The organism is Shewanella sp. 10N.261.52.F9, assembly GCF_041471165.1.
In the GTDB taxonomy this organism is placed as follows: domain Bacteria; phylum Pseudomonadota; class Gammaproteobacteria; order Enterobacterales; family Shewanellaceae; genus Shewanella; species Shewanella marinintestina.
This window is the reverse complement of sequence record NZ_JBFRNX010000004.1, coordinates 73,100-97,895: the sequence shown is the minus strand read 5'-3', so window position 1 is coordinate 97,895 and position 24,796 is coordinate 73,100. Positions and strand designations below refer to the sequence as shown.

Below are 24,796 nucleotides of genomic sequence, written 5' to 3'. Positions count from 1 at the left end.
CTTAGAAGCATATAAAGGAGTAACTTGTTGATGCGAAAACTTTCTCTGGCTGTATCTATTGCCGGTATTTTTGTCGGATTCTCGGCATGGGCCGTAAGCCCTACTATTCAATTCAGCGAGTTGCCCGCTCTTAAGCAGGAACCGCAGCACAAAGTAGCCAGTAAACGTGTTACTGGTCTCTTCACTCGTTCACATTACCATCGTTTTGATATGGATGATGTGTTTTCTGAGCAAGTATTTGATCGTTATTTGAAGCAATTAGATTACCGTAAGAATGTTTTACTACAGTCTGATATTGATGGTTTCAAAGGCTATTCAACACAATTTGACGATATGCTAAAAAGCGGCGACTTGAATCAAGCTTACGCTATGTACGAGCTTGTTCAAAAACGTCGTTACGAGCGCTTTGTCTATGCATTATCTTTACTAGATGAAGAGATGGCATTTGACGTTGCGGGTGACGAATATCAGTACGATCGGAAAGAGGCGAGTTGGCCTAAAACTGAAGCTGAATTAAATGAGCTTTGGCGTCAACGCGTTAAATACGATGCGTTAAACCTTTCTCTAACGGGTAAAAACTGGGACGAAATTGTTGAAGTGTTAGAAAAGCGCTATAACAACGCAATTAAACGTTTAAGCCAGACCAAGAGTGAAGATGTATTCCAAGGCGTAATGAACGCGTTTGCTCGCACTGTTGAGCCACACACAAGTTACCTGTCACCACGAAACGCTGAACGTTTCCAGATGGAAATGAATCTAAGCCTAGAAGGCATTGGTGCCGTTTTACAAGTTGATGATGACTATACGGTAATTAAGAGCCTTGTTGCTGGCGGCCCAGCGGCTTCAAGTGAAAAATTATCGCCAGAAGATAGAATTATTGGTGTTGGCCAAGAAGGTAAAGAAATTGTTGATGTTATTGGCTGGCGTCTTGACGATGTTGTCGAGCTGATTAAAGGGCCTAAAGGCAGTAAGGTTGTATTAGAAATCTTGCCTAAGAAAGGCGGCACAAGTGCGAAAACATTTGAGCTAACAATTGTTCGCGACAAGATTCGTTTAGAAGATCGCGCAGCAACATCAAAAGTCATTGAACCTACAGAAGGTCCATACGCAAACCGTAAAGTAGGCGTGATTCAAATCCCTGGCTTTTATATGGATTTGTCTAAAGACGTTTCTAAAGAATTAGCAGAATTAAAAGAGGCCAAAGTTGAAGGGATCATTATCGACCTTCGTGGCAATGGTGGCGGTGCGTTAACAGAAGCTACACTTTTAACTGGTTTGTTTATTGAACAAGGCCCGGTAGTCCAAATTCGTGATGCCAATGGTCGTGTGACACAAAATCGTGATAACGATGGACGTGTTACCTATGATGGTCCGTTAACCGTAATGGTTGATCGTTATAGTGCTTCAGCATCAGAAATTTTTGCTGCGGCATTACAAGACTATGATCGTGCGTTAATTGTTGGTGAGTCGACATTCGGTAAAGGTACTGTTCAGCAACATAAGAGCCTAGGCCGAATCTACGATATGTACGAAAAACCAATTGGTCATGTGCAATATACGATAGCAAAGTTCTACCGTATTAACGGCGGTAGTACACAGTTGAAAGGCGTAACGCCTGATATCCCATTCCCAAGTGCTTTAGAGCCTGGTGAGTATGGTGAAGCGGAAGAAGAAAACGCGTTGCCTTGGGATAAAGTACCTGTTGCACAATACGGCACATTGGGCGAAATTTATCCTCAACTGATTGCTAACTTAGATGGTAAACATAAAGACCGTATTAAGAGCGATGTTGAATTTGGTTATATTTTCCAAGATATTGCAGAGTTTAAAGAAAATCACGACGATAAAACTGTGTCATTGGTTAAGAGTGAACGTTTAGCTGAGCGTGACGATAACGACCAAAAGCAACTTGACAGAGCTAATGACAGGTTAGTACGCGCAGGTGAAGAGAAAGTGAAGTCATTGGACGACATCCCTGATGACGTTGAAGTCGCTGATGCGTTCTTAGATGAAACCGCATTTATTACTCTGGACTTAGCTGATATTGAAAAGCTAGCCAAGAACCAACAAAAGTAAGATTGACTCAATAAAAAAACGCGCTTAATGCGCGTTTTTTTTAATCAAAAATTAATAAGAAAGAGGTTTATTCATGTCCCAGCCACAAGCTAAATTCCTCAAAGATTACCAAAAAACACTATTTCAAATTAGTCATATTGATTTAGACTTTTCCTTGGCTCAAGCGCAAACCCAGTTGATTGCGACAAGTAAAGTGATTCGTCATGGTACACATAGTGATGCGTTAGTATTAGCCGGTGATGATATTGAGTTACTCAGCGTTACAATTGATAACCAGTCTGTTGATTATATACAGCGTGATGGCGAACTTATTATTGAGACAAGCTTGAATGCATTTGAATTACAAATCATCACCAAATTAGATCCAGAGGCTAATACGAGTCTTGAAGGTTTATATATGTCCGACGGCGCATATTGCACTCAATGTGAAGCGGAAGGATTTAGACGTATTACTTACTTCCTAGACCGCCCAGATGTATTAGCTATTTACACAGTTCGTATTGAGGCTGATAAGCAAGCTTTTCCATTTCTACTGAGTAATGGCAATTTAGTTGACAGTGGCGATTCTAATGACGGTTTACACTTCGCTAAGTGGCATGACCCATTCCCAAAACCCGCTTATTTATTTGCATTAGTTGCAGGTGATTTTGATCTATTGGAAGACAGTTTTACGACTTGCAGTCAACGAGATGTTAAATTGCAAGTGTTTGTTGATAAAGGAAATTTAGATAAAGCTCACCATGCTATGGCATCGCTTAAAAAGTCGATGGCATGGGATGAAAGCCGCTTTAATTTAGAATATGACTTAGACATTTACATGATCGTCGCAGTTGATTTTTTCAATATGGGGGCAATGGAAAACAAGGGGCTCAATGTATTCAACACTAAGTTTGTTTTAGCAGATAAAGACTCAGCTACAGATGATGATTATCATGGTATTGAATCTGTTGTTGGTCATGAATATTTCCATAACTGGACAGGAAATCGAGTAACTTGCCGTGATTGGTTCCAACTAAGCCTTAAAGAGGGGCTTACTGTATTTAGAGATCAAGAGTTTAGTTCAGATTTGGGCTCTCGTGCAGTTAATCGTATTCATGCAATTAAAGTCATGAAGAACCAACAGTTTGCAGAAGACTCTGGACCTATGGCACACCCAATTAGACCAGAGTCAGTTATTGAGATGAATAACTTTTACACCGTTACCGTTTATAACAAAGGTGCTGAAGTTATTCGTATGATGCATACTTTGCTTGGAGAGAGTGGCTTTCAAAAAGGAATGGCATTGTATTTCGAGCGTCACGATGGTGAGGCTGTAACATGTGATGACTTTGTGGCGGCGATGCAAGATGCAAGTGGCATTGATTTAGCGCAATTCAAACGTTGGTATAGCCAAGCTGGCACGCCACAAATTGATGTACAGGAAGAGTACAACTCAGAGACTCAGTGTTATACATTGACCTTGCTACAATCTACTCCGGACACGCCGGATGGTTCTGCTAAATTACCGCTGCATATCCCATTTGATATTGAGCTTATTGACGTTGCAGGCCAATCAATTGTTAATAAAGTCCTAGATTTTACGCAGGAGAAACAACAGTTTAATTTTGAAGGGCTAGAACAGAAACCTATTCCATCTTTACTGCAAAATTTTTCAGCTCCTGTAAAACTTAATTTTGAATACTCTGTTGAACAGTTAGTTCACATAATGCGTTTTGCTCAAAGCGAAGTCGCTAAATGGGAAGCTTCAGTAGCGTTATTTAGTCAATCCATTTGGCAAAATATAGAGCGCTTGCAGGCGCAGCAAGCGATGTTTATCGATCCAAGAATAGTTGATGCTTTTAAAGGGGTATTGTTAGCACAAGATCTAGATAAAGCCTTAATGGCGGAGATATTGACCTTAGCCAGCGCAGGCTCATTAATCGAACAAAATGATATCGTCGATCTAGATAATCTTAAAATAGCACGAGAGTTTGTTGTACTGGAGATCGCCGCAAACTGCGAAGACGAGCTGTTAGCTATCGTACGCGAGTTAGCAGGTATTGATGATGCTGCAACACGAGCTTTGAAGAACGTTTGTTTGGCCTTATTGCTAAAAGTTGATAGTAATTATGCATCACTTGCTGAGCAGCAATATAACAATGCTGAAAACATGACTGATAGCTTAGCCGCCTTAAGCGCTTTGAATGGTGAATCTTCTGCTATTCGTGAGCAACTTATGGCTAAGTTTGAACAGAAGTGGTTGAAAACGCCATTAGTTATGGACAAGTGGTTAGGATTGCACGCGACATTCACTAACGACAATTGTATTGATAAGTTGAAATCTTTATTTGATCATGAAGCGTTTAGTTTTAATAATCCTAATAGAGTTCGCTCGTTAATTGGTATCTTTGCAGCAGCAAATACTTTTGAATTTCATCGTCATGATGGATTAGGCTATCAATTCTTAACGGATGCAATTATCAAACTTAATACTTTGAATCCACAAGTTGCCGCGCGGATCATAACGCCTTTAATACAATTTAAGAAATTTGATTTGGCGCGTCAGCAATTAATGATCAATGAGTTAAACCGAATTCTTACGGTCGATGATTTATCAAAAGATCTATATGAAAAAGTAACTAAGGCGTTAGTTTAGACGTTAGATTAGTCCTAGAGTCTCGACGTCCTGTCTTTTACATGCAGCGTCGAGACTAAACTATTTGTAGCGAGCAATAGAGTAAGAAATTGTCTAGTCAACATCAATTCCAATTTGGGTTAAATATCACTTACCAAGAGTTTCTACCTTATTATCGAGGAGAAATTAATAAGGTTGAAGTCATTGATCTCACAGGGCGCACGCTTTGGATTAATGCGCGGCATTTTAGACCTTTTTTAACAAGTGTCGGTATTAAGGCGTATTTTCGTATGACCATTGATGCACAAGGAAATTTAATTACTCTAATTAAAATTTAGAGTAATTACTTCAAACGGTCGATTGCTTTAAACAATCTGCAGTATCTATCTGTTGAACTTGTAAGTTATTGTTAAATATGTGTATATGAGTTCAACACTAGCCCTTTCTAAATTCACCTATTACTGATTTAAATCTATTGCTAGAAACTAGTCTAAAAATCTGCTTTAAGTAACGAAATCTTTTAAAGATTTTCTATGTTTCATCCTTGCTCACTCTGTATAAATGCTGTAACAATGGTGTTACCTGGAGGCTAACGGTATGTTGGCTATCAATTCCTATAACAATAGAATCCAGCAGGTTACGGAGAGAAGCTAAATGAAAAAGGTTAAAAACGGCTTTAATAAGTCGACGCTCGCTTTGGGGATCGTTGCGGCGCTCAGCTTTGGCATGACTAATCATGCAAATGCTGTCTCATTTAATTGGGGGGAGGTAGAAGGTACATTCGACTCGACTTGGACTGCTGGTGCAAGTTGGAGAACTGAAGGTCGTGATTGGGATAATCAAATTGGTAAGGTAAATCACCCACGATTTGATTGGTCCGGATATTCTGCTTTTGGTAATACGAAATACAGCTCTGCTGAGATCTGGGCGCAGCCCGGTTCTTATTCAAGCAATGGTGATTTGAGTAATTTGTTGTACTCGCAAGGCGATACAACTTCAGAAATTTTCAAAGGCCTGCACGAGTTATCATTGAAATACCAAAACTTCGGTGTGTTTGCCCGTGGTATGTATTTCTATGATAGAAAAATGAATGATGGTGATTTTGGTTTTAATGATCCTTTAACGGGTCAAGAATTTGATCCATGTGAAGATAGCAAAGCATCTGAAGTTCAGTGTAAAGATATTCGCTTACTCGATGCGTTTGTTTACGCTGATTTCGATTTTAACGATGGTGCTAATCCACTATCAATACGTGTTGGTAATCAGGTTGTCTCTTGGGGAGAAAGCACACTGATTGCCCACGGTATTGGTGTTATTAACCCTGTCGATTTAAACATTCTAAATGCGCCTGGCGCAGAGTTAAAAGAAGCGTTTAGGCCACAAGGTATGGTGTGGGCGTCATTTGGTGTCACCGACAACTTATCTGTTGAAGGTTTCTACCAATACGATTGGGAACCTGTTTGGGTACCGACTCCAGGCTCATTTTTTTCGACTAATGATTTTGCCGGATATGGTGGCTACAGCCAAAATGCTCAGTTAGGATTTAACGCAAATCCTGACATGAATCTTGATTTCTTAATGTCAGAGTACAATGCCCTTGTCGGTATGGTTGGGTCTGGCCAGGTAGATGCTGCAACCTTGGCATCACTTGCATTAGCGTACCCAACAAAGGCTACACTGGTTGAAGATCCTGCTGAAGCGAGCGATGATGGTCAATGGGGTGTCAAACTTGGTTACTATTCTCCCGAATTAGGTGAAACAGAGTTTGGCCTTTACTACATGAATTATCACAGCCGTCGTCCCCTTATTAGTGGTACAACAGCAAACTTTTCTCAAGAAGCTATTGGCCGAGATCTTCAGCGCCTTGGTGGTAAAGCTCAGTCTGGCGAGGCGATGACTCGCGAAGACTTGTTAGCATTAGAAACTTTCTCTAAAGCTCAGATTGTTTATCCAGAAGATATTCAATTAATGGGTGTAAGCTTTAATACGCTGGTAGGTGATACGTCAGTTGCAGGTGAGATTGCTCACCGTTTAGATGAGCCTCTGCAGATCGATGATGTTGAATTGCTATTTGCTGCAATGCCACAGCAGCTTGCTAATGCCGGTTTGCGCCCAGATTTAGATGGTGTCTCACAAGTAGAAAATTATGGACCAGGTGAATACGCGGAAGGCTTTATTCGTTTGGATACTACTCAAGCACAAACCACATTCACTCATTTATTTGGCCCTACATTAGGCACAGATAATCTAACTATGTTGGCTGAGATTGGTGGTGTTTGGATCCATGATATGCCTAGCCATGATGAGCTTCGTTTAAATGGCCCTGGTACAGGTCGCTCAGGTGGTAATCCTGATATGCCAGGTATTATTGAAGCATTGCATAATGGTCCTGAAACCAACCCGTTCCCAACAGATTTCGCATGGGGTTATCGCTTAGTTGCTAAGGCTGACTATAACAACGTGTGGGGAGGAGTAAACATTGCGCCTCGAGTTATCTTCTCACATGATGTTGATGGTATTACGCCAGATCCAATGTTCTTGTTCACTGAAGGTAAGAAGTCTGTAGCTGTTGGTATTAACTTTGATTATCAAAGCCGTTGGGGCGCTGATATTTCTTACAATACTTTCTTTGGTGGTGTAGGCACGACTAATGCCATGGCTGATCGAGATTATGTGTCGTTCAACATTAAGTATTCAATCTAAATCACAAGGACAATAATAATGAATAAACTTGCGATATTGCCTGTAGCAGTGATGATTGCGCTAAGCGCACCGAGTGCTATGGCTAAAGTATCAGAAGCCGATGCGGCGAAACTCGGAACAGAGTTAACTCCACTCGGTGGTGAAAAAGCTGCTAATGCTGATGGATCTATTCCTGCTTGGGATGGGGGGATTACAGAGCCTGTAGCTGGATATAGTAAAGGTATGCATCACCCAGATCCGTTTCCGGGAGACAAAATTGAATTTACTATTACAAATGCAAATAAAGATAAGTATAAAGCGTATTTATCAGATGGTCAGGTAAAGCTATTTGAGTTGTACCCAGAAACCTTCAAGATGAATGTTTACCAGACGCGTCGTTCAGCGTCCGTGCCGCAGTTTGTTTACGATGCGACTCGAGAAAACGCGACTCGTGCAGAGCTTATTGATGGCGGTAACGGCATCAAAGGTGCGTCAATTGGTATTCCTTTCCCTATGCCTGAGAATGGTTTAGAAGTGATTTGGAACCATGTTTTACGATTCCGTGGTGTTGATATTAAAACGTCTCGTAGTCAGGCGGCACCTACTGCTGGCGGTAGCTACACACTAGTTGAAACAGCAGAAGAAATTCGTTTTCAATATTCTCGTCCAGAGATGACATTGGATAAGTTATCTAAAGACAATACACTGTTTTTCTTTAAGCAAGTTGTTACACAGCCTGCACGCCTAGCGGGTACAGCGTTACTTGTTAAAGAAACAATGGACCAAGAGAAATTACCTCGTCAAGCATGGACCTATAACACTGGCCAACGCCGTGTTCGTAAAGCACCAAATGTTGCGTTCGATACGCCTGGTACAGTTTCTGACGGTTTAAGAACAACCGATGATTTCGATATGTTCAACGGTTCGCCTGTGCGTTACAACTGGGAGCTTGTCGGTAAACAAGAGCTTTATATTCCTTACAACGATTATAAACTTCATTCAGATAAGCTTGAGTATGACCAAATTATCACCCCAGGTCATATCAATCCAGAATACGTACGTTATGAGAAACATCGTGTTTGGGTAGTCAAAGCGACGCTAAAAGAGGGCATGCGTCATATTTATAAGGCACGTACTTTCTATATTGATGAAGATTCATGGCAGGTATCTGTAGCTGATTTATATGATAACCGTGATGAGCTTTATCGTGTGGCTATTGCTCATGGTTTGAACTACTACGAAGTGCCAACTCAGTGGAGTACGTTAGAAGTATTCCATGATCTGCAATCACGTCGCTATATCGCGATGGGGTTAGATAACGAAGGTCGTATGTACGACTTTGATGCCAAACTAAGTGAAGCAAACTTCACACCAGCGGCATTGCGCCGTGCAGGTATTCGTTAACCCTACCAATGAGGGGCGCAAGCCCCTCTTTATTTTAAGGAAGTTTGTATGTCGTTTAGCATGCTTCGGTTTCTCTCTGTATTGAGTTTATTTAGCCTTTTTCAGTCTACTTCACTGCTGGCACAAGAGAATAATTTACAACAACAAATTCAGCCTCTTGCTGCAAACTCTCTCGTTTTAGATATAGCAAAAAATCAACAAACCTTGGTCGCCGTTGGTGACAGAGGCCATGCCTTTATTTATCAAGACTCTTGGAGGCAGGTGAGCACTCCTACTCAGGTACTGCTGACTAAGGCTTTTTTCATAACGCCAAATAAAGGTTGGGCAGTCGGTCATGATGCGACTATTTTACATACTCAAGATGCAGGGCTGTCTTGGCAATTACAAATGCAATCGCCTGAAATTGAGAAGCCTTTTTTAGACATTTTATTTTTTAATGAACAAAATGGCATTGCTATTGGCGCCTATGGATTGTTCTACCGAACTCAAGATGGCGGTCGCACTTGGAAGAGTGAATACCATCAAGAACTGCTTTTTGAAGAAGATATTGCTTACCTAGAAGAGCTCAAAGCTGAAGATGAAACTTTGTATTTATCTGAGCGTAGTACTTTATTACCCCATTTTAATCGCATATTACCTGTTAATGACACAACCTTAATCATGGTGGGGGAGTTAGGGTTAGTTGCGACATCAATAGATGAGGGGCGTAATTGGATTAAACAAGATTTTCTCTATGAAGGTTCATTGTTTAATGTCGCTGTAGTTAGCAATACTGCATTTGTTATGGGGTTAAGGGGCAACGTATTTCGTGCAGACTTAAACCTTGTAGATTGGCGTAAGGTTGAGTTACCAGTGGATTCTACCATTAATGCAGGGATCCAATTGGGCGAAGATACGCTGCGCGTTGTCGGTAATGCAGGAGTGATTATTGATATTTCAACCTCTGGCGAAAGCCAATTAGTAGAGCAACGACAAGGTGAAAACCTCGTCGCTATTGCCGAAGACTCACAAGGAAACTTATGGGTCGCGGGTAATAAAGGTCTCATCAAATTAGAACAAAAATAATAGGACCTTACTATGTTAGATAAATTAGTTAATGGATTCGAATCTTATCTATTTCGTCATAGAGCCTTTGTTATATTTTTATTTGCAGTTGTTACTGTGTTTTTGGGAATGCAAGCTAGCAATCTAAAAATGGATGCAGCATTTGTAAAAAATATTCCGCTTAATCATAGTTATATGCAAACTTATCTTAAGCACCAAAAGCAGTTTGGCGGTGCAAATAGTATTATGGTGGCAGTTGAAGATACTAGCGGCAATATCTTTAACCCGACCTTTTTTGATGCGTTAAAAAATGTTCATGACCAACTGTTCTTTATTCCAGGAGTGGATAGGGCACAAGTCAAATCGCTTTTTTCACCATCAACTCGATTTACTGAAGTCGTTGAAGATGGATTTGCCGGTGGACCGGTGATCCCAGCTGATTTTTCAACTACAGAATATGGTCTAAAAGTTGTTCGAGGTAATATTGAGAAAGCAGGTATTGTTGGTCGATTGATTGCCGAAGATTATTCTGCTGCAATGGTAAGTGCTCAGCTAATGGACTTTGACCCTCAAACTGGTGAGGCACTGGATACCTTAGCTTTTGCTGCACAGCTGGAAAAAGAGTTACGTGAGCAATACGAAACTGATGAAATTAAAATTCATATTATTGGCTTTGCTAAAATGGCGGGAGATGTAGCCGATGGTGCAAAAGGCGTATTACTGTTTTTCTTAATTGCCATTTTAGTCACCGCGGTCATGGTGTACTTCTTTTCTAAATCAGTCGCCTTAACAATTCTACCTTTGGTTTGTAGCCTTATAGCTGTGGTATGGCAGTTAGGCTTATTAACTGTGGTTGGTTTTGGTTTAGATCCCATGTCGATTCTTATTCCATTTTTGGTATTTGCAATTGGTGTAAGCCATAGTGTGCAGATGATTAATGCTGTGAGGCGACGTGTGACTGATGGTCAGTCAACGAAAGCTGCCGCAGCGTTAGCGTTTAGAAGTTTATTGATCCCAGGTGGTGTTGCGTTGTTGTCCGATACCATTGGCTTTATGACTTTACTCGCGATTGATATCGGTATTATCCGCGAGCTGGCAATATCGGCTTCATTAGGTGTAGCAGTCATTATTTTAACTAACTTGATGCTGTTGCCACTTTTAATCTCATTTACTACGGTAACACCAAATAAAGAAATTAAAGATAAACCCGGCAATAATATTTGGTTAACACTATCTAAATTTGCTACGCCTAAATATGCAATTTGGGTCTTGGCTATTACTGCGGTGCTTTATGGTGTTGGTCTGCAGCAAGCCAATAAAATGAAAATAGGTGACTTGCAAGGTGGTGCACCAGCACTGCATCTAGATTCACGCTATAACCAAGATACCTTTTTCATTACAGACAAGTTTTCAATCACCACTGATGTGATGACCATTATCGTAGAGGCTTTTCCTGAGGCATGTACTTATCATTCAGTACTTACTGAGATCGATGAGTTTGAATGGCAGGTTAGTAATACGCCGGGTGTTGAAGCAACAGCAAGTCTTGCATCGGTTGCTAAACGTGTTAATTCTGGTTTTAACGAAGGGAATCCTAAGTGGAGCGTCTTACCACGTACAACAGCCAGCTTAGTACAAGCTGTAGGGCGAGTGCCAACAACTTCAGGACTGTTAAATAGCGACTGCTCGGTAATGCCTGTGTACTTGTTCTTGAAAGATCATAAAGCAGAAACTATTGAAGTTGTCATCGAGAAAGTAAACCAGCTACAACAGCAAATGAATAGTGACAAACTGCAGTTTAAGTTAGCTTCTGGCCCCGTAGGTGTTATGGCTGCAACCAATGAAGCCGTTGCTGAAGCACAGTTACCTATGATGCTGTATGTCTATGGTGCAGTGTTTATTTTGTGCCTTATTAGTTTCCGTTCTTTAAGAGCTACAATTGCCGTGATTTTGCCGCTTTACGTGGTGTCTACCTTGGCTCAGGCATTAATGACTCAACTTGATATTGGTTTGGCTGTCAGTACATTACCTGTTATTGCGCTGGGTGTCGGTATTGGTGTTGACTACGGTATTTATATCTTATCTACCATGGCGGTTCGTCTGCGTGATGGTATGCCAGTGCAGCAGGCCTATTATGAAGCTTTGGTTGAGCGAGGTAGTGCAGTGATATTTACCGGACTGACATTAGCGATTGGTGTGAGTACTTGGTTCTTCTCTGCGCTCAAGTTCCAAATGGATATGGGAATATTGTTAACCTTCATGTTTTTGGTAAATATGTTGGGGGCAATAATTATACTCCCAGCAATTGCGGCTATTTTTTGGCGGCAGCCCAAGTAGAGTCTACTAAAGAGGAGCATTAGCTCCTCTTTTTTTATGCATAAAAACACGTAATATACGATTGTTATGTCAGAGATGTGAATGAAATCGCTGTCAGGTTAAATTCGATGAGGATGTACCACTAAAATAGTTCTCGAAATATGGCGAGTTTAGTAATAAACTTCGCGCTATGACCTAGGTCACAAAAATAGGCTCAGGTCGGTTTAAGAAGCATCCATAAAAATTAAAAAGCGCTGCCATAGCCCCTAAGGAAATAGCAACATGGCCTTGAAAGATGCAATGCCTTCAGTACTGCTCGAAAATGTAGTCACCCTAATTCACGCTAAAGTACCTAATACACAAGCAAAGCAAGTAGAACAGTTCGCTACTTGTCTCTATGCGCACATGTCGAAAGACGACCTCAATGCACGCAATGACAGTGATCTATACGGCGCTGTTTTAAGTCAATGGAATGCGCTGAACAAGACCTCCGTCGGGGAAGGTCATATCAGAGTATTTAATCCAAGTCAGTCTAAGCATGGCTGGCAATCAAGTCATTCAATTATAGAAATTATCCAACCAGATATGCCATTTTTGGTTGATTCTGTTGGCATGGCGCTAAACCGACTCGGTATTACTGCACATATGATGCTGCACACGCCAATGGCGATTGAGCGTCATGACGGTAAAGTGACAAAAGTGAGTTATAGCTCTGATGATCAACATAACGTCGATAAAGTCGCTGTATTTTTAATAGAGATTGATCGCCAAAGCAGTGACGCAGATATTAAAGCACTGACAAAAGAAATTGAATCAGTTATAGACGATGTAGGCGCGGCTGTTAACGATTGGGAAGCGATGTCTCAAAAGCTAAGTGATACGATTGCTGAGTTAGAGAATCGTCCATACCCAGGTACAAAAGAAGAGTTAAGCGAGGCAAAAAACTTTCTTTCGTATCTAAATGATCATCACCTTACTTTGCTTGGTTACCGTCGTTATGACCTTCATAAAGTTGAAGGTGATCTTGAATTAATAGCGGATAAGTCAACGAGTTTAGGTTTAATGACTAAGTCAGCTAAAGCCAAAACAGAAACTGGACTCTTACTGTCTAACTTCTCGGCTAGTGCCCGTAAAGAAGCACTTGATAGCAGCTTGTTAGTACTCACTAAAAGTAGCGAAAAAAGTCGAGTTCATCGTCCAGCATATGTTGATTATATTGGTGTTAAGCGTTTTGATGAACAGGGTAACGTTGTTGGTGAAGACCGATTTATTGGCCTTTATGCATCAAACTTATATAACCGTAGCCCACGCGAAATTCCATTGCTAGCTCAAAAAGTGCAACGAGTGCTAGATAACTCAGGTCTTACACCACGCTCTCATGATTATAAAGCGTTGATGCATATTCTTGAGACACTTCCACGTGATGAGCTTATCCAAGCGAGCGTTGAGCAATTAGCATCAATTGCCCGCGGTGTGCTTGAAATGCAAGACCGCGACAAACTGAAATTGTTTGTTCGTAAAGATGGGTTTGGTCGTTTCTTCTCTTGCTTAGTTTATGTATCAAAAGATAGATATAACACCAAGTTACGTGAAGATACTCAACGTATTCTTGCGCAACATTTTGAAAGTAGTGAAGACGTTGAATTTACCACTTATTTCTCTGAATCGACTTTGGCTAGAACGCATTACATTATCAAAGTTGACAATAATAATATGGACGTCGATGTGGCAGCGATTGAGAATAATTTGACAGAAGCAGCGCGCTCTTGGGAAGACAAACTTGCCAGTGCCGTCATTAGCGCTCAGGGCGAAGAGCTAGGTAACAGTTTAATTAAGCGTTACGTTGACGCTTTCCCGCGTAGTTATAAAGAAGATGTATTACCAAGCTCATCGGTCGTAGATATTCAGCATCTTGAAGAGCTGGATGATGACCATAAATTGGGTATGCTATTTTATCAGCCGCAAGAAACGGCGCTGAATGATAACAAGGTACGCTTAAAACTATTCCATAAAGATGAACCTATTCATCTTTCTGATGTGTTGCCAATGCTGGAAAACTTCGGTCTTAGAGTCATCAATGAAAGACCTTATGAAGTTAAAACTGCTGATGGTGCAACATATTGGATTTTAGACTTCTTAATGACAACTCAAAACGTTGCATCTGATGATCTAGCTGACAGCCAAGAGCGCTTCCAAACTGCATTGTCTCAAGTGTGGAAAAAAGAGCTAGAAGATGATGGCTTTAACCGTTTAGTGCTTTCTACCGGATTAACCGGACGAGAAGTATCAGTACTACGTGCATACGCTAAGTACATGCGCCAAATCGACTCTACATTTAGCCAAGCATACATTGAAGAAACTTTCTCAAGTTACCCGCAGATTGCAGATCTACTGGTTAAAATGTATATCCGCAAATTTAACCCTAAGTTAAAGACTCGGACGCTAAACAAGTTTCTTGAACAGATAGATCTTCGTCTAGAAGACGTATCTAGCTTAGATGATGACCGTATTATCCGTCGTTACTTAGACTTAATTAACGCGACTAATCGCACCAATTTCTATCAAGTTGCTGACTCTGCTCTACCTAAGTCATATATCTCGTTCAAATTTGAACCAGCTTTGATCCCAGAGATGCCTAAGCCATTACCAAAGTATGAAATCTTTGTGTATTCACCGCGTGTTGAAGGTGTACACCTTCGTGGTGGTAAAGTGGCACGTGGTGGTCTGCGCTGGTCTGATAGACGTGAAGATTTCCGTACAGAAGTATTGGGTCTAGTTAAAGCGCAACAAGTTAAAAACACCGTAATCGTTCCAGTAGGTGCAAAAGGTGGGTTTGTTTGTAAGCAACTGCCGACCGATGGCAACCGTGAAGCGTTTTTTGCTGAAGGGCAAGAATGTTACCGTTTATTTATTCGTGGTCTGCTTGATATCAGCGATAACATTATCAACGGCGACGTTATTGCACCAGAAAATGTGGTTCGTCATGATGAAGATGATCCATATTTAGTTGTTGCAGCAGATAAAGGTACTGCAACATTTTCTGATATCGCAAACGAAATTGCGATTGAGTACAATTTCTGGCTAGGTGATGCGTTTGCTTCTGGTGGTAGTAATGGTTATGACCATAAGAAGATGGGCATTACAGCTCGCGGTGCATGGGAATCTGTTAAGCGTCATTTCCGTGAAATGGGCGTTAACTGCCAAACCACAGATTTTACCTGTTTAGCCGTTGGTGATATGGCTGGTGATGTATTTGGTAATGGTATGTTGTTGTCTAAACATACACGCCTAGTGGCTGCATTTAACCATATGCATATCTTCATTGACCCAAATCCTGATGCTGCAACCAGCTACGTTGAGCGTGAGCGTTTGTTCGCATTGCCTCGTTCAAGCTGGGAAGATTATAACCAGGAGCTTATCTCTAAAGGTGGCGGTATATTCTTACGTTCTGCTAAGTCAATTCCATTGTCTGCAGAGATGAAGAAAATGCTTGGTACGCAAAAAGCGTCAATGGCACCATTAGAGTTGCTGAAAGAACTGCTTAAAATGCAGGTCGATCTTATCTGGAATGGTGGTATTGGTACTTACGTTAAAGCGACGAGTGAAACTCATGTTGAAGTTGGCGACCGTGCTAATGATGCTATTCGTGTAAACGGCAATGAAGTACAAGCCAAGATTATTGGTGAAGGCGGTAACTTAGGTTGTACTCAGTTAGGTCGTATTGAATACTGCGCGAATGGCGGCCGTATGAACACGGACTTTGTCGATAACGTCGGTGGTGTAGACTGCTCTGATAACGAAGTTAACATCAAGATCTTGCTAAATGCTCTAGTCGCAGATGGCGAGATGACATTGAAGCAGCGCAATCGTTTACTAGAAGATATGACTGATGAAGTCAGTCGTATTGTTCTACAAGATTGTAAAGATCAGACTCGCACTATTTCGGTAACCCAAGTGCGTGGCGCTGAGCAGCTTAAAGAACAGATCCGTTTTATTCACTATCTTGAAAAAGAAGGCAAGTTAGATAGAGCGCTTGAATTCTTACCCAATGAAGATGAATTGGCTGATAGATTAGTCAACGGTAAGTCACTAACGCGTCCAGAACTATCAGTACTTGTTGCTTACGCTAAAATGGTGCTTAAAGAGCAGCTGTTAACTTCAGAAATTACTGAAGACAGTTTCTTAAGTCAGCTATTAGTTGAATACTTCCCTAAGCAATTGCAAGAAAAGTACACAGCAAATATGGCATCGCATCCGTTAAGAGGTGAAATTATTGCCACATCGTTAGCTAATGAACTAGTTAATGATATGGGACTTAATTTCGTGCAACGTATGCAAGATGAGACAGGTGCCTCAGTAGCTGAAGCGGCTATCTGTTACACTATGGCTCGCGAAGTATTTGGTTTAGCTGATTTAACTAAGTCCATTACAGATTTGAACGGTGTTATACCTGCAGTTGTTCAATGCGAAATGTTACATCAGTTAAGACGTAACATTCGTCGTGCGAGCCGTTGGTTCATGCGACACCGTAATCGTAATTTGAATATCGAGCAAACGATTGCGTTCTTCAAGCCAGTATTTGATGAGTTAAAAGCTAGCGTTCATCAGTATATGGTAAATGAAGAAGTTGAAGGTATTCGCGCCGAGTCGAATGCATTGATTAAAGAGGGTGTGCCAGAGGATGTCGCGATGGTTGTCGCAAATGTCAGCACCTTGTTCTCTGCACTTGATATTGCTCAAATCTGTGAATCTGAAAACAAGCCAGTTCCTTTGGTTGCTGAAACTTACTTTAAGCTTGGTGCAAGTGTAGATTTACACTGGTTCCTTGAGCAGATAAGTGCACAACCGGTGAGTAATCACTGGCAAGCATTGGCGAGAGCAGCCTTTAGAGAAGAGCTTGATTGGCAACAGCGTTCATTAAGTTCTGTGGTGTTAAGAACTTGTACTGAAAGCTGCGATGCAAACAAGATTATTTCAGAATGGATTGGGGCAAATCAAAGCCTACTGGAACGTTGGTTCCATATGCTGGCTGACTTCAAGACTTCGCAAAGCCATGAGTTTGCAAAGTTCTCTGTAGCCTTACGTGAACTTAATCTTCTGATCCTTCATTGTGAAGGACAAAAGTAATCTGATATAAATCAGAAGCCCTGGCAAATGCCGGGGCTTTTTTCGGTCTAGGAGAAAGCATGTTTTATAAAATCGCACAAAAGTTCATGTTTCAGATGGATCCAGAACTAGCGCATAATTTTGCTATGAGCAGTTTAAAATCTACTGGTAATTCGCCTCTAAATTGCTTTTATGCGCAAAATATTAAGCCAGCTCCCGTTACTATGATGGGACTGACATTTCCAAACCCTGTAGGCCTTGCTGCTGGGATGGATAAAGACGGTGAGTGTATCGACGCATTTCATGCTATGGGTTTTGGCCATATTGAAGTCGGTACAGTAACACCGCGTCCACAGCCTGGTAATGAACAACCTCGATGTTTTAGACTCAAACCCGCAAAAGCAATTATTAATCGCATGGGCTTTAACAATAAAGGCGTCGATAACCTTGTTGAAAACCTAAAAGCTGTTAAAACAAATGCTATGGTTGGTGTGAATATTGGTAAGAATAAAGATACGCCAGTAGAGCAGGGCAAAGAAGATTACCTTATTTGTATGGATAAGGTTTATCAATATGCGGCTTATATTGCTGTTAACATTTCATCGCCTAACACCCCAGGTCTTAGATCGCTTCAATACGGAGATCTACTAGACGATCTTCTTGGTTCTCTTAAGCAAAAACAAACAGAGCTTGCTGAAAAACATGGTAAATATGTACCAATTGCTTTGAAAATTGCACCTGATTTATCAGGTGAAGAGATTGAAAAGATTGCAGAAGCGCTGATTAAAAGCAACTTTGATGCGGCGATTGCAACTAATACAACACTGACTCGCGACGGAGTAAGTGGATTGCTAAATGCTAATGAAGCGGGCGGATTGAGTGGTAAACCATTGAATTCATTGTCTACTGTAGTGATTAAACAACTAGCAGACTGTCTAAAAGGTAAGTTGCCGATTATTGGTGTAGGTGGTATTAACTCTGCTGAAGATGCTTTAGATAAATTAAACGCTGGTGCAGAAATGCTTCAAATTTATACTGGTTTTATTTATCAAGGACCTCAGTTAATTAAAGATATCGTTGAAGCATATCGAATTAAATAAAGGTATTTAGATCTAATATTGTTTATTAGATCGTAAAACGATCATTCAGATCTATTTTAGATCGGGATGATCGTTTTTTATTTAACAAATACATTTCATTTCGAATAAAATTTATTTTGATATTGATGAAATAATCATCTATTATCCAATTGTATCTAAATAAAGGTAAACGTTATGTTATTAATGCCAAAAAGGGATTGGCAATGGGGCTATAATGAAACACACCAAGTACTCAGTGTTTCGTTAGGGGATGATATGGAGTTCTTATCACCTTATAAATTTAAGTCTCTAATACCTGATGCCAAAAAAACAACAGAGTTTAGCGTTGAACACGCTAAATTTTATATTGATTTGGTTGACCGTTTATCAAAGTCCTTATCTTTAAATGATGCGCTCTTGGTGCAAATAGCGCTTAACGCTACCGCTGCTCATTTTTTATTAAAACCTCAGATGCCAAAATCTTGGTTCTTTAATGTGTCACATCAGTGTGTTTATAGCGAAGTTGGTAAGTTATTTCAGCTAACCACTAATGAGCATACTGTCTTGGCTATGGTGATAGAGTCGGGGTTGCAAGCCTCGTTAATGATGATTATGTCAGCAGAGTGTCGTTTAACTGAGTCTAAATCGTTACTGCAATTTGAAACGATTAAAGTTATGCATGATAGGCTAGCACCATTATCTCCGTCTTTACGTCAAGTTAATGCCGCTTAAATTTTTTCGAGGGTATTTAATTCGTTAGCCCAGTAACTAGCTCTTCATTTTTATGCCTTCAGAATGAAAGTTATATAGGCTAGAGGAGCGACTCTGTTTAGTCTAATTTTTATTTAAAGTGCATTGTTAAATCTTGATTAATATCTTCATTCCCGAAAGGATGAATTGGCTACTCCCCCCTATACTGACTTTATATTGTTAATTTAAAATTAGCTATGATGCTAAGTTAACTACCTCCGCTAAAAATTTTATATGCTTAAATATTGCATTGATGATCATATCCGTACTTGGTGTTGAAGTTCTTCCTGCTTAATTTTGATGTCTTATAACGAATATCTCATACTATTTTTTAGGTAAAGGCTAATCGTTTTTAGGGTGGCAAATTTTTATTGATCAGTTAACGATAAGATGGACGCCATGTACTATGCTTTTTATAGCGTCCATTTAAGGTTAATTAGAGCAGTTAGTTTCCGTCATAGAACTAATTAAAATCTCAGTCAAAGGGACATCACTGCTATTGGTGCTAACGACGCTTATTTGGTCTACAACTTCCATGCCTGAAGTCACTTCACCGAAAACGGCATAACCATGGTTAGAACTTGATGCATCAAGTTGTGGATTATCGAGTATATTGATAAAAAACTGCGACGTTGCAGAGTCCGGAGCACTGGTTCGTGCCATTGCTATGGTGCCGCGCTTGTTACTTAGCCCTATATTCGCTTCATTAACTATGGGTGCATTTCCTAGCTTGGCAACTAACCCTGAAGTGTAACCGCCGCCTTGCACAACAAAGTTATTAACACTTCGGTGAAATAGCGTTCCGTTGTAAAAGTCACTCTCGACATAATCTATAAAATTATTACCTGTTAAGGGAACATTGGTGAGATCGATTGCAAGTGTAATATTCCCCATACTTGTAGACATTTGATAACACACATCTGCTTTAAGACTTGGTGGTACTAGTGGTGGAGGAGTCACGGTGCTATTTGAATCATCGTTACTACCGCCACATGCCGTTAAGCCTAGGCAAAGAAAAACGGGTACAAGTTTGTTCATTAATCTACTCACTATAAATATCAGCAACCAGTGTTGCATAGATGTTTTTATTGTTACCTTCATGTGGTGGTGATTTTTATCGATTTTTTGTCGTTGATCAATAAAGCAATATCAATAGTAACAAACTGTAGCAATTAGCTTTTGTTGTTTAACCCGCCCGAGTACATTTAAGTGTGACGTATGCAATTTGTCGTATATAAGGGGCGAACTGAAAACAACAAAGAGTATATAAAATGGTCGATAGCGAAAATATTGAGGCGATAGAAACGATAGATTTAAGTTTTCAGACAATACTACTCGCTGATTGCAGCGATTAAATCTTGCTTTAGCTAATAACTTTTATCATTTAGTAGCGCTTACAGGTATAATGTCCAACTAATTTTTACTGTGTGTCGACTAATCAATGTTAAATTTTTTTGCTGCAGCTCCTCGGGGCTATGAATACGCGTTATCACTTGAACTAGCAGAGCTTGGCGCTTCTGAAATTAAAGAGAGCGTTGCTGGTGTTTATTTTTCTGCTTCTTTAGAGCTGGGATATCGTATTACGCTTTGGTCGCGCTTGGCGAGCAGAATCATTTTTGTCATTTATAAAGGTCCATGTGAGTCTCCTGAGCAGTTGTATAATGCGACTTATGGTATTGACTGGCAGATGCAGTTTTCTAATCGCAGCACGTTTAGCATCGACTTCCATGGCTTGGGTGGTTTTATTAAAAACACTCAATTTGGTGCATTAAAAATTAAAGATGCAATCGTTGACCGCTTTCGTGATGATGACTTTAGTCGTCCAAATGTAGAAAGAGTTGACGCTGATTTTAGAATCGATGCACATTTTAGACGCGGCGAAATAACTATTGGTTTTAATTTCTCTGGCCCAGCGCTGCACAAGCGTGGCTATCGTTCTACGACCGGTGAAGCTCCACTTAAAGAAAACTTAGCAGCGAATATGCTAGTACGTAGTGGCTGGCAAGCAGAGAAAGTTGATTTACTTGATCCTTTCTGTGGTAGTGGCACAATTTTGATTGAAGCCGCTATGATGGCTTGTGATATGGCGCCAGGTATTCACCGCGAACGTTATGGTTTTGACCACTGGTTACCGCACAACAAAAAAGTGTGGGAAGAGCTTTTAAATGAAGCCCGTGCCCGTGCGTCTATCGGTAAGACTCGTTGTGAAATTAAATTCTTCGGTTCAGACATTGACTCTCGTTTAGTTGCTTTAGCTAAGCGCAATGCAGAGAATGCTGGCGTATTAGAATTGATTGATTTCAATGTTTGTAATGCACTGAATATTGAAGCGCCAGTTGAGTCAGGTTTTTTGATCTCTAACCCGCCATACGGCGAGCGTTTAGGTAATGTAACCTCATTACTGCAACTTTATTATCAGTTAGGTGATAAGTTTAAGGCTGAATTTGGCGGCTGGAGCATTGCTATTTTAAATAGTGATGTAGAGCTGTTATCGGCACTGAAACTTAAGGCTGACAAGCAGATGAAGATGAATAACGGCGCGTTAGAGTGTGCGTTTAATCTATATACTGTTCATGCTGAAAATACTCGTCGTGTTGATCCTTCGAATATTAAGATAGAAGGTGATGTTAGCGATATCGCAGTTCCGTTTGCTAACCGTATTAAAAAGAATTTCAAACAATTAGAGAAGTGGGCGAAGAAAGAAGGTGTAGATAGCTACCGTTTATATGATGCTGACTTACCTGAGTATAACGTTGCTGTTGATAAGTATCTTGATTACGTAGTTATTCAGGAATATTCAGCGCCTTCTCAAATACCTGAAGCCGTGACTAAACGTCGTCTTACCGACGTGTTGATCTCTTTACCTAGTGCAATTGGTATCGATCCAAATCATATTATTTTAAAAACCCGCGAGCGTAAAAAGGGGACAAATCAGTATGAGAAATTGGCTGCGAGCAAACTTGAGCTCATCACAACTGAATATGGTGCAAAGTTTAAGTTAAACCTTAAAGAGTATTTAGATACTGGTTTGTTCTTAGATCACCGTTTAACGCGTAAGTTAGTGGGTGAAAAGTCAAAAGGTCGTAGTGTCTGTAACTTGTTCTCATACACAGGTTCTGCATCAGTACATGCGGCATTAGGCGGAGCGACATCGGTAACAACCGTTGATATGTCAAATACTTATATCGATTGGGCAAAAGAGAACTTTGCGTTAAATGGTTTAAATAGCGATAAGTATCAATTCGTTCAAGCTAACTGCTTACAGTGGATGAAGCGCACTCATGATAGGTTTGATCTGATTTTTATTGATCCGCCAACCTTCTCAAACTCTAAGCGTATGGAAGATTCATTCGATGTGTTACGTGATCACGTAGATATGTTGAGTGATGTATTTAAGCTACTAAATCCAGGTGGAGAGATCATTTTCTCTAACAATAAACGTAAGTTTAAGATGGAAGTTGAGCAGCTTGAAGCGCAAGGAATGGTTGTTAAAAATATTGATAATCAAACATTGCCTTTAGATTACAAGCGCAATCCACATATTCATAACACTTGGTTGATTACTCATGCCAAGTAATACCTCTGTCGTATTGTTTCACACAGATGCTTGCCATTTGTGTGAGCTTGCGGCTGAGCTGCTTGAGCAAGCGAATGTTGCTTATAGCATGGTAGATATTTGTGATGATCTTACCCTAGCAGAGCAATACGGTATTCGTATTCCTGTGGTCAAAATAGCTAATACTGAAAAAGAGCTAGGTTGGCCGTTTGATCTCGAAGCATTAGTCAGATTTTTAGGAGCGTAAGTTGAGTCTCGTACGTATTAATAACGGCTCTTTAGCCTACGGTTACACCCCATTATTGCAAAACGCCGATTTTACAATTGAACCAGGTGAGCGTGTTTGTATTGTGGGCCGTAATGGCGCTGGTAAGTCTAGTTTAATGAAAGTGCTAAGTGGTGATGTTCTGCTTGATGAAGGCGAGTTTAACATCGCAACTGACGTCAAAGTTAGCCGTTTACAACAAGACCCACCAAAAGCAGAAAAAGGCACTGTGTATGCGTATATTGCAGCAGGCCTAAAAGATGTTGGTGAAAAATTAGAACGTTATCATCAGCTTTCTCATGATTTAGCGACAGCCTCTGCAGATGATATGGAGCGTATGCTAAAACAAATGGAACGTCTGCAAGAAGACATCGACCATTTAAACGGTTGGCAGCTAGACAATAGAATTAGTCAAAACTGTGAGTTACTTGGTTTAGATGCAGATGCTCCACTATCTGAGTTATCGGGTGGTTGGCAGCGTAAAGTAGCGTTAGCACGTTCTTTGGTGAGTGATCCTGACTTATTGCTTCTTGATGAGCCAACAAACCATTTAGACATCGATACAATTGAATGGTTAGAGCAGTTCTTATTGAGTTACCGCGGCGCTATTGTGTTTGTCAGTCACGACCGTGGCTTTATTCAACGCATGGCAACAAGAATTGTTGATTTAGATCGTGGCGTAGTGACTTCTTGGCCTGGTAATTATCAAACATATCTAGATGGAAAAGCGGAGTGGTTGCGTGTTGAAGCCGAGCAGAATGCCCATTTTGATAAAAAATTGGCAGAAGAAGAAGCTTGGATCCGCCAAGGAGTTAAGGCTCGTCGTACTCGTAATGAAGGGCGTGTTCGTGCTCTAAAAGATCTACGTGTTGAACGTATGGCCCGTCTTAATCGTCAGGGCGGCGCCAAAATGGCAGTTGCTGATACAGAGCGATCAGGTAAATTGGTCTTCGATATCGAAAATCTTGAATACAACCTACCTGAAAAGAATTTGGTTAAGAATTTCAGTTCAACTGTTATTCGTGGTGACCGTATTGCACTGATTGGTCCTAACGGTTGTGGTAAATCAACATTAGTTAAATTACTTATTGGTCAGCTTGAAGCTCAATCAGGTCATGTAAAAGTTGGTACTAAGCTTGAAATTGCTTACTTTGACCAGTATCGCGAAGCGCTAGATCCAGAAAAAACGGTCGAAGATAACGTAGGTGAAGGGAAGAAAACCGTTACTATTAACGGTCAAGACCGTCATATTTTAAGTTACTTGCAAGACTTCTTGTTCTCGCCAATGCGTGCTCGTACACCTGTAAAAGCATTATCTGGTGGTGAAAAGAACCGTTTATTGCTTGCGCGCTTATTGCTAAGGCCTGCCAACCTTATTATTCTCGACGAACCAACAAACGACCTTGATATTGAGACATTAGAGTTGTTAGAGTCGTTACTCGCAGAATATAAAGGTACTTTATTGCTTGTTAGTCACGATCGTGCCTTTATTGATAACACAGTAACAAGTAGCTGGTGGTTTACTGGTAATGGTGGCTGGAGCGAATACGTTGGTGGTTACCAAGACGCTGTAGCTCAAGGTGCTCGTTTTTATTCTGAGGAACCTCAAGGCGATAAGATGGTCGAAGCTCCAGTTGTAGAAGCTAAACCCGTAGCTAAGCCAATTGAAAAGAAAGTTGAAAAGAAGCTTTCTTATAAATTGCAAAGAGAACTAGAGTCTCTACCAGCGCTAATGGAGCAGCTAGAGCAAGAGCTTGAACAATTACAGACTATTGTCAGTTCTGCTGATTTTTACGCTCAGGAACAAAAAATAGTGAATGAAAACTTAAAAGCGTTGTCCGATAAGGAGAGTCAGCTTGAGAGTTGCTTTGAGCGATGGGAAGAGCTCGAATCATTGAAGTAAG

General features: G+C 40.6%; 14 protein-coding genes. 13 read left to right on the top strand and 1 reads right to left on the bottom strand.

What is annotated here, in order from left to right:
- Nucleotides 1-30 precede the first annotated feature (30 nt).
- The 10 genes from prc (at nt 31) to AB4298_RS03310 (ending at nt 19,053) form a co-directional block, all read left to right on the top strand.
- Nucleotides 31-2,076 (top strand): carboxy terminal-processing peptidase, encoded by a 2,046-nt coding sequence (gene prc / locus AB4298_RS03355; protein WP_371985742.1) that lies wholly within the window; start codon nt 31-33, stop codon nt 2,074-2,076.
- 73 nt (nt 2,077-2,149) lie between these two features.
- A complete protein-coding gene (gene pepN / locus AB4298_RS03350; RefSeq protein WP_371985741.1) occupies nt 2,150-4,711 on the top strand; it encodes an aminopeptidase N in 2,562 nt (853 codons plus the stop codon).
- 89 nt (nt 4,712-4,800) lie between these two features.
- Entirely contained in the window at nt 4,801-5,028 is a 228-nt protein-coding gene (locus AB4298_RS03345) for a DUF2835 domain-containing protein (protein ID WP_248998478.1), read from the top strand.
- Nucleotides 5,029-5,344: 316 nt separating this feature from the next.
- Nucleotides 5,345-7,393 carry a DUF1302 domain-containing protein gene (locus AB4298_RS03340; protein ID WP_248998479.1) on the top strand — a complete coding sequence of 683 codons (2,049 nt, stop codon included), beginning with the start codon at nt 5,345-5,347 and terminating at the stop codon, nt 7,391-7,393.
- Between the two features lie 18 nt (nt 7,394-7,411).
- The gene (locus tag AB4298_RS03335) at nt 7,412-8,776 is read left to right on the top strand and encodes a DUF1329 domain-containing protein (RefSeq protein WP_248998480.1); all 1,365 of its coding nucleotides are present in this window, start codon (nt 7,412-7,414) and stop codon (nt 8,774-8,776) included.
- 48 nt (nt 8,777-8,824) lie between these two features.
- Nucleotides 8,825-9,841 (top strand): WD40/YVTN/BNR-like repeat-containing protein, encoded by a 1,017-nt coding sequence (locus AB4298_RS03330; protein ID WP_248998481.1) that lies wholly within the window; start codon nt 8,825-8,827, stop codon nt 9,839-9,841.
- 12 nt (nt 9,842-9,853) lie between these two features.
- Nucleotides 9,854-12,157 carry an efflux RND transporter permease subunit gene (locus AB4298_RS03325; RefSeq protein ID WP_371985740.1) on the top strand — a complete coding sequence of 768 codons (2,304 nt, stop codon included), beginning with the start codon at nt 9,854-9,856 and terminating at the stop codon, nt 12,155-12,157.
- A 261-nt stretch (nt 12,158-12,418) separates the two neighbouring features.
- On the top strand, nt 12,419-17,263 hold the full coding sequence (locus AB4298_RS03320) for an NAD-glutamate dehydrogenase (protein WP_371985739.1): 4,845 nt from the start codon (nt 12,419-12,421) through the stop codon (nt 17,261-17,263).
- A gap of 59 nt (nt 17,264-17,322) precedes the next feature.
- The gene (pyrD, locus tag AB4298_RS03315) at nt 17,323-18,342 is read left to right on the top strand and encodes a quinone-dependent dihydroorotate dehydrogenase (RefSeq protein WP_371985738.1); all 1,020 of its coding nucleotides are present in this window, start codon (nt 17,323-17,325) and stop codon (nt 18,340-18,342) included.
- 174 nt (nt 18,343-18,516) lie between these two features.
- Nucleotides 18,517-19,053, top strand: coding sequence for a cell division protein ZapC (locus AB4298_RS03310; RefSeq protein WP_371985737.1), 537 nt, complete (start codon nt 18,517-18,519; stop codon nt 19,051-19,053).
- 450 nt (nt 19,054-19,503) lie between these two features.
- Here the strand turns inward: AB4298_RS03310 and AB4298_RS03305 are convergent, their stop codons facing one another.
- Nucleotides 19,504-20,109, bottom strand: a complete 606-nt coding sequence (locus tag AB4298_RS03305; protein ID WP_371985736.1) for a peptidylprolyl isomerase — start codon at nt 20,107-20,109, stop codon at nt 19,504-19,506.
- A 403-nt stretch (nt 20,110-20,512) separates the two neighbouring features.
- On the opposite strand from AB4298_RS03305, the gene rlmKL reads away from it, so the two are divergent.
- The 3 genes from rlmKL to AB4298_RS03290 are packed head-to-tail and all read left to right on the top strand — an operon-like array spanning nt 20,513 to nt 24,795.
- On the top strand, nt 20,513-22,648 hold the full coding sequence (gene rlmKL, locus AB4298_RS03300; protein WP_371985735.1) for a bifunctional 23S rRNA (guanine(2069)-N(7))-methyltransferase RlmK/23S rRNA (guanine(2445)-N(2))-methyltransferase RlmL: 2,136 nt from the start codon (nt 20,513-20,515) through the stop codon (nt 22,646-22,648).
- The gene (locus AB4298_RS03295) at nt 22,638-22,874 is read left to right on the top strand and encodes a glutaredoxin family protein (RefSeq protein WP_248998488.1); all 237 of its coding nucleotides are present in this window, start codon (nt 22,638-22,640) and stop codon (nt 22,872-22,874) included. The genes rlmKL and AB4298_RS03295 overlap by 11 nt, the downstream gene beginning before the upstream one ends.
- A 1-nt stretch (nt 22,875) precedes the next feature.
- The gene (locus AB4298_RS03290) at nt 22,876-24,795 is read left to right on the top strand and encodes an ABC transporter ATP-binding protein (RefSeq protein ID WP_248998489.1); all 1,920 of its coding nucleotides are present in this window, start codon (nt 22,876-22,878) and stop codon (nt 24,793-24,795) included.
- Nucleotide 24,796 lies beyond the last annotated feature (1 nt).